Here is a 751-nt window from a genome sequence, read left to right as displayed (position 1 = left end):
CGCTTTACTTTGCATCAAGGTTTTGAGTGTAGAAGATTTAAATTCTCGTTGATACAACACGAATACCACGCTTGTTGCCGCAGCCATAAATGCAATCGGGCTAATGAACCAAGCAAGTACTGAAATTGAAAAGTAATACGTTCGTAGGCCCATATTAAAATTATGCGCTGCCATCGACCCCATCTTCGCAAGTCGTTCTGCGAGTACTTTATGTTGTTTGGGGTTTTCTTCACGATAACTAACTGGCGCGCCACCGATCATCACGGTAACAAAGCCATATTGGCGCAAACTCCACGTAAACTTAAAGAAGGCATATACAAACACGACGATCAGAAGTAGGAATTTTAGTTCCCACTCAGCGCGTGTAGCAGGCATCACAAAAGGTAAGTCTTCTAATAAACTAATCGCTTTATCGGTAGAGCCGAGAATGGTGAGAAGACCTGCTAGAATCAGCATTGTGGTTGAGGCGAAAAACGAGACGCTGCGTTCTAGGTTAGCGACGGCTGTGTTATCGGCAACGCGAATATCTCGTTCAAGAAGTTCATTCATCCACTCAAGGCGCGCCAAATACAAAACGCTTGCGAGGCAAGGTGTATCTTTTACCCGGTGGCTTGCATAGATTGAGTAGCCTTTAAAACAGACAAAAAACCAAAATACAGCTATGAGATCCATCCATAGCGAAGAGACAAATTGAGTTAGTGACATAGCAGTCTATTGTGATGACTCGATATATAAATAGTAGAACACACTT

The 751-nt window shown here is 43.0% G+C and carries 1 protein-coding gene; it reads right to left on the bottom strand.

The window, feature by feature from the left end; translation table 11 throughout:
- Positions 1-705 (bottom strand): DUF599 domain-containing protein (locus A3738_RS03815; protein WP_068763365.1); only part of this gene is annotated, 705 nt, incomplete at its 3' end.
- Positions 706-751 lie beyond the last annotated feature (46 nt).

It is taken from the genome of Oleiphilus sp. HI0066, assembly GCF_001635725.1.
Note: the sequence above shows the minus strand (reverse complement) of the source record. Positions and strands in the feature narration are given on the sequence as shown.